Source organism: Alcanivorax sp. HI0083 (assembly GCF_001635175.1).
Genome location: NZ_LWFX01001360.1, coordinates 1 through 4,206 on the forward strand (window position 1 = coordinate 1; position 4,206 = coordinate 4,206).

The following is a 4,206-nucleotide window of genomic DNA, read 5'->3' on the forward strand; positions in this document are numbered from 1 at the left end:
CAAACCCATCGGCTACGCCGGTTACCATATTATTCAGCAGAGCACGGGTGGTCCCGGCCAAAGCCCAAGCCTTCTGGGAGTCTTCGTGAGGCTTAACAGACATTACGCCTTCTTCCAGGGACACGGCTACCAGCTCGTGAACTTCATGCTCCAGGCTGCCTTTGCCACCTTTTACGGCGACTTTCTGGCCATCGACTTTAACTTCGACGCCCTTCGGCAGATTTACCGGATTTTTTGCTACTCTAGACATTGTTGCACCTAACCTGTCTACGCCGCTTCTGTTAGGACACTTCGCAGATCAGCTCGCCACCAACATTGGCTTTGCGCGCTGCCCGGTCAGAAATAATGCCCTGATTAGTGGATACGATCATAACACCGAGGCCGTCTTTGACCTTGGGGATCTCACCAGCGGACTTGTAAACCCGCAGACCAGGACGGCTTACCCGTGCAATCTTCTCGATCACAGGGCTGCCTTCGTAATACTTCAGCTCAACCGTCATTACCGGTTTTTTATCGCCTGTCACTTCGTAACCTGCGATATAGCCCTCGTCCTTCAGTACTTTGGCAACAGCTTCCTTTGCTTTTGACGCAGGAATCTCGACCTGTACTTTCTTGGCCATCTGGGCGTTACGGATACGAGTAAACATATCCGCCAGGGTATCTTGCATGCTCATGCCGCAATCGCTCCGCTACCTAACTCTTGGCTTACCAGCTGGCTTTAACCAGACCGGGAACATCACCGCGCATTGCTGCTTCACGCAGCTTGATCCGGCTAAGGCCGAATTTGCGGTAGTAACCGTGCGGACGACCGGTGAGACGACAGCGATTACGCTGACGAACCGGAGAAGAATCGCGCGGCATTTTTTGCAGCTGAAGCTGAGCATCCCACTTCGCTTCAGGTTCTGCATTGGGATCCTGGATGATCGCCTTAAGCGCTGCGCGCTTGGCGGCAAAACGCTGAACCAGCTTAGCGCGTTTTGCTTCCCGGTTTTTCATGGATTCTTTAGCCATGACAAATCCTCTTAGCCCTTCAGCGGGAAGTTGAAGGCGCGCAGCAGCGCCCGTGCTTCGTCATCAGTCTTGGCTGAGGTGGTAATGGTAATATCCATACCACGCAGCTTGTCGACCTTGTCGAAATCGATCTCCGGGAACACGATCTGCTCACGCAGACCCATGGAGAAGTTGCCCCGGCCATCGAAGGATTTCGGGTTCAAACCACGGAAGTCACGGATTCGCGGAATGGCAACAGAAACCAGGCGCTCCAGAAATTCATACATTCTCTGGTTGCGCATGGTCACCTTGCAGCCAATCGGCCAACCTTCACGGATCTTAAAGCCTGCAACAGACTTGCGCGCGTTGGTTACCAGGGGCTTCTGGCCAGAAATGGCCGTCATGTCCGCCAAAGCACCTTCCATCGCTTTACGATCCGCAGAAGCTTCACCAACACCCATATTCAGGGTGATCTTGGTGATCTTCGGCACTTCCATGATATTACCGAGACCAAGCTCTTCTTTCAGCTTGGGCGCGATTTCGTCTTGATAAATCTTTTTCAGATCACTCATGGGTCACCTAACCTACAGCGTTTCGCCGTTGGACTTGAAGAAGCGAACTTTTTTGCCGTCTTCAAAACGGAAGCCCACACGATCCGCTTTCTGCGTCTTGGGGTTCCAGATGGCAACGTTAGAAGCGTTTAGCGATGCTTCCTGTTCTACGATGCCGCCTTGAGTACCGCGGTTAGGGTTGGCTTTAACATGCTTCTTGACCATGTTAACACCAGCAACGATGAGGCGACCGTTGTCCAGAACTTGCTGAACAGAGCCACGCTTACCTTTGTCCTTACCCGCAATTACGATGATTTCGTCATCACGCTTAATCTTGAGCATTACCTTCACCCGCCTTTACAGAACTTCAGGTGCCAGGGAAATGATCTTCATAAATTGCTCAGTACGCAGCTCGCGCGTTACTGGGCCGAAGATCCGAGTACCGACCGGTGCCTTGTTGTTGTTCAACAACACCGCGGCGTTTTCGTCGAAACGAATCAGTGATCCGTCTGGACGACGTACACCTTTACGGGTACGAACGACTACAGCGGTCATCACGTCGCCTTTCTTGACACGGCCGCGTGGAATCGCTTCCTTTACTGTGACCTTGATGATGTCACCAATGCCTGCATAGCGGCGGTGAGAACCACCCAGCACTTTGATGCACTGTACTCGACGGGCGCCACTGTTATCAGCTACCTCGAGCATGCTTTCGGTCTGAATCATCGCTTAATCTCTCCAACTCTGCCTTTACAGGCAGCCACAGCAACGGTCCGTTTAGGCCTTAGACTGTTCAACTACGTTAACCAGCATCCAAGCTTTACGCTTGGACAGCGGCCGGCACTCCTCGATGGTGACCAGGTCACCTTCACGACACTGATTTTCTTCATCATGCGCCATCAACTTGGTGGAACGCTTGATAATCTTGCCGTAAATCGGGTGCTGAACCCGGCGCTCTACCAATACAGTGATAGTTTTATCACCTTTATTGGAGATGACTTTGCCGGTAGCGGTCCGGCGCATTGTGTTCGCCTCTGCCATGACTAGTTACCCTGTTTCTCTCTCAGAATGGTCTTAACGCGCGCAATATTGCGGCGAACCTTCCCAAGCTCATGGGTTTTAGAAATCTGACCGGACGCGCTCTTCATACGCAGCTTGAATTGTTCCTCAAGCAGCTCGATTTGCGTCTGCTGCAGCTCCTCGACACTCTTATCTTTCAGCTCGCTCGCTTTCATGGCTTACATCACCGTCCGAGTCACGACACGGGTGCTTACCGGCAGCTTGGCCGCGGCCAGACGGAACGCTTCACGCGCAACGTCTTCTGACACACCTTCCATTTCGTAAAGCATTTTTCCAGGTTGAATCTGAGCAACCCAGTACTCTACAGAACCTTTACCTTTACCCATCCGCACTTCAAGAGGCTTATTGGTAATCGGCTTGTCCGGGAATACCCGGATCCAAATTTTACCGCCCCGCTTGATATGGCGGGTCATTGCACGACGGGCTGCTTCGATCTGGCGCGCAGTAATACGGCCACGACCGGTTGCTTGCAGGCCAATGGTGCCGAAAGACACCTTGCTGCCCCGCTGTGCCAGGCCACGGTTACGGCCCTTCATCACTTTCCGGAATTTGGTACGCTTCGGCTGCAACATCGTTCGTTACCCTTTAACCGCGGCCGCGCTTCTTCGCGCCCTTGGACTGCTTCTGCTCTTCCTGTACCTGCTCCATGCCACCAAGCACTTCGCCGCGGAAGATCCAGACCTTCACACCGATGGTGCCGTAAGTGGTTTCAGCACGTACGCTTGCGTAGTCGATGTCGGCACGCAAAGTATGCAGAGGCACTCGGCCTTCGCGGTACCATTCGGTACGCGCAATCTCTGCACCACCCAGACGACCGGACAGCTGAATTCGAATACCTTCAGCGCCAGACTTCATGGCGTTCTGCACCGCACGCTTCATGGCGCGACGGAACATGACTCGACGCTCCAGCTGGCCGGCAACATTATCACCTACCAGACGGGCATCCAGGTCGGGCTTGCGCACTTCCTCGATGTTGATGTGCACAGGCACACCCATCTTGGCAGCAACATCACGACGCAGACGCTCAACGTCTTCACCTTTCTTGCCAATAACAATGCCCGGACGCGCAGTAGCAATAGTGATGCGAACGTTTTCAGAAGGACGCTCGATCTTGATACGGCTTACCGATGCACTTTTAAGGCGCTTGAAAAGATACTCACGCACTTGCAGATCGGTAACCAGGCAGTCTGAATAAGACTTCGGTCCGGCATACCAAAGCGAATTATGCTCTTTGACAATGCCAAGGCGAATACCGACCGGATGAACTTTCTGACCCATCTGGTTACTCCTGACCTTCTGAGACTTTCACAGTAATGTGGCAAGTACGCTTGAGGATACGGTCAGCGCGGCCTTTGGCGCGCGGGCGAATCCGCTTCATCGTCATGCCTTCATCCACGAACACCGTGGACACCTTCAGCTCATCAACGTCAGCGCCGTCGTTGTTTTCCGCATTTGCAATCGCGGACTCCAGCACCTTCTTAACGATTTTTGCCGCCTTCTTCGGGCTGAATTCCAGAAGATTCAGCGCCTTCTCAACCTCCAGGCCACGGACCTGGTCGGCTACGAGGCGGGCTTTCTGAGCCGA

The 4,206-nt window shown here is 53.4% G+C and carries 11 protein-coding genes; all 11 read right to left on the minus strand.

What is annotated here, in order from left to right; all coding sequences use genetic code 11:
• Positions 1-250, minus strand: a 250-nt coding sequence (rplF, locus tag A3754_RS26290) for a 50S ribosomal protein L6 (protein ID WP_082904812.1), incomplete at its 3' end; no start/stop codon positions are given.
• Positions 251-281: 31 nt separating this feature from the next.
• The gene (gene rpsH, locus A3754_RS20475) at positions 282-674 is read right to left on the minus strand and encodes a 30S ribosomal protein S8 (RefSeq protein WP_063519146.1); all 393 of its coding nucleotides are present in this window, start codon (positions 672-674) and stop codon (positions 282-284) included.
• 31 nt (positions 675-705) lie between these two features.
• Positions 706-1,011 (minus strand): 30S ribosomal protein S14, encoded by a 306-nt coding sequence (gene rpsN / locus A3754_RS20480; RefSeq protein WP_063521169.1) that lies wholly within the window; start codon positions 1,009-1,011, stop codon positions 706-708.
• 11 nt (positions 1,012-1,022) lie between these two features.
• Entirely contained in the window at positions 1,023-1,562 is a 540-nt protein-coding gene (gene rplE, locus A3754_RS20485) for a 50S ribosomal protein L5 (protein ID WP_063518835.1), read from the minus strand.
• A 12-nt stretch (positions 1,563-1,574) separates the two neighbouring features.
• Positions 1,575-1,883: a 50S ribosomal protein L24 gene (rplX, locus tag A3754_RS20490; RefSeq protein WP_039926805.1), complete on the minus strand. Its 309-nt coding sequence runs from the start codon at positions 1,881-1,883 to the stop codon at positions 1,575-1,577.
• Between the two features lie 15 nt (positions 1,884-1,898).
• Positions 1,899-2,267 carry a 50S ribosomal protein L14 gene (gene rplN, locus A3754_RS20495; protein WP_007151625.1) on the minus strand — a complete coding sequence of 123 codons (369 nt, stop codon included), beginning with the start codon at positions 2,265-2,267 and terminating at the stop codon, positions 1,899-1,901.
• A gap of 51 nt (positions 2,268-2,318) precedes the next feature.
• The gene (gene rpsQ / locus A3754_RS20500; protein ID WP_011587695.1) at positions 2,319-2,582 is read right to left on the minus strand and encodes a 30S ribosomal protein S17; all 264 of its coding nucleotides are present in this window, start codon (positions 2,580-2,582) and stop codon (positions 2,319-2,321) included.
• A gap of 2 nt (positions 2,583-2,584) precedes the next feature.
• Positions 2,585-2,776, minus strand: a complete 192-nt coding sequence (gene rpmC / locus A3754_RS20505) for a 50S ribosomal protein L29 (RefSeq protein WP_007150643.1) — start codon at positions 2,774-2,776, stop codon at positions 2,585-2,587.
• 3 nt (positions 2,777-2,779) lie between these two features.
• Positions 2,780-3,193: a 50S ribosomal protein L16 gene (gene rplP, locus A3754_RS20510; protein WP_007150407.1), complete on the minus strand. Its 414-nt coding sequence runs from the start codon at positions 3,191-3,193 to the stop codon at positions 2,780-2,782.
• A 13-nt stretch (positions 3,194-3,206) separates the two neighbouring features.
• Positions 3,207-3,899, minus strand: coding sequence for a 30S ribosomal protein S3 (rpsC, locus tag A3754_RS20515; RefSeq protein WP_007149325.1), 693 nt, complete (start codon positions 3,897-3,899; stop codon positions 3,207-3,209).
• 4 nt (positions 3,900-3,903) lie between these two features.
• On the minus strand, positions 3,904-4,206 hold a 303-nt coding region (rplV, locus tag A3754_RS20520; RefSeq protein ID WP_063521170.1), incomplete at its 5' end, for a 50S ribosomal protein L22.

Coding starts and splice junctions, on each gene's coding strand:
- rpsH (WP_063519146.1), bottom strand. CDS start 674: ATGAGCATGCAAGATACCCTGGCGGATATGTTTACTCGTATCCGTAAC.
- rpsN (WP_063521169.1), bottom strand. CDS start 1,011: ATGGCTAAAGAATCCATGAAAAACCGGGAAGCAAAACGCGCTAAGCTG.
- rplE (WP_063518835.1), bottom strand. CDS start 1,562: ATGAGTGATCTGAAAAAGATTTATCAAGACGAAATCGCGCCCAAGCTG.
- rplX (WP_039926805.1), bottom strand. CDS start 1,883: ATGCTCAAGATTAAGCGTGATGACGAAATCATCGTAATTGCGGGTAAG.
- rplN (WP_007151625.1), bottom strand. CDS start 2,267: ATGATTCAGACCGAAAGCATGCTCGAGGTAGCTGATAACAGTGGCGCC.
- rpsQ (WP_011587695.1), bottom strand. CDS start 2,582: ATGGCAGAGGCGAACACAATGCGCCGGACCGCTACCGGCAAAGTCATC.
- rpmC (WP_007150643.1), bottom strand. CDS start 2,776: ATGAAAGCGAGCGAGCTGAAAGATAAGAGTGTCGAGGAGCTGCAGCAG.
- rplP (WP_007150407.1), bottom strand. CDS start 3,193: ATGTTGCAGCCGAAGCGTACCAAATTCCGGAAAGTGATGAAGGGCCGT.
- rpsC (WP_007149325.1), bottom strand. CDS start 3,899: ATGGGTCAGAAAGTTCATCCGGTCGGTATTCGCCTTGGCATTGTCAAA.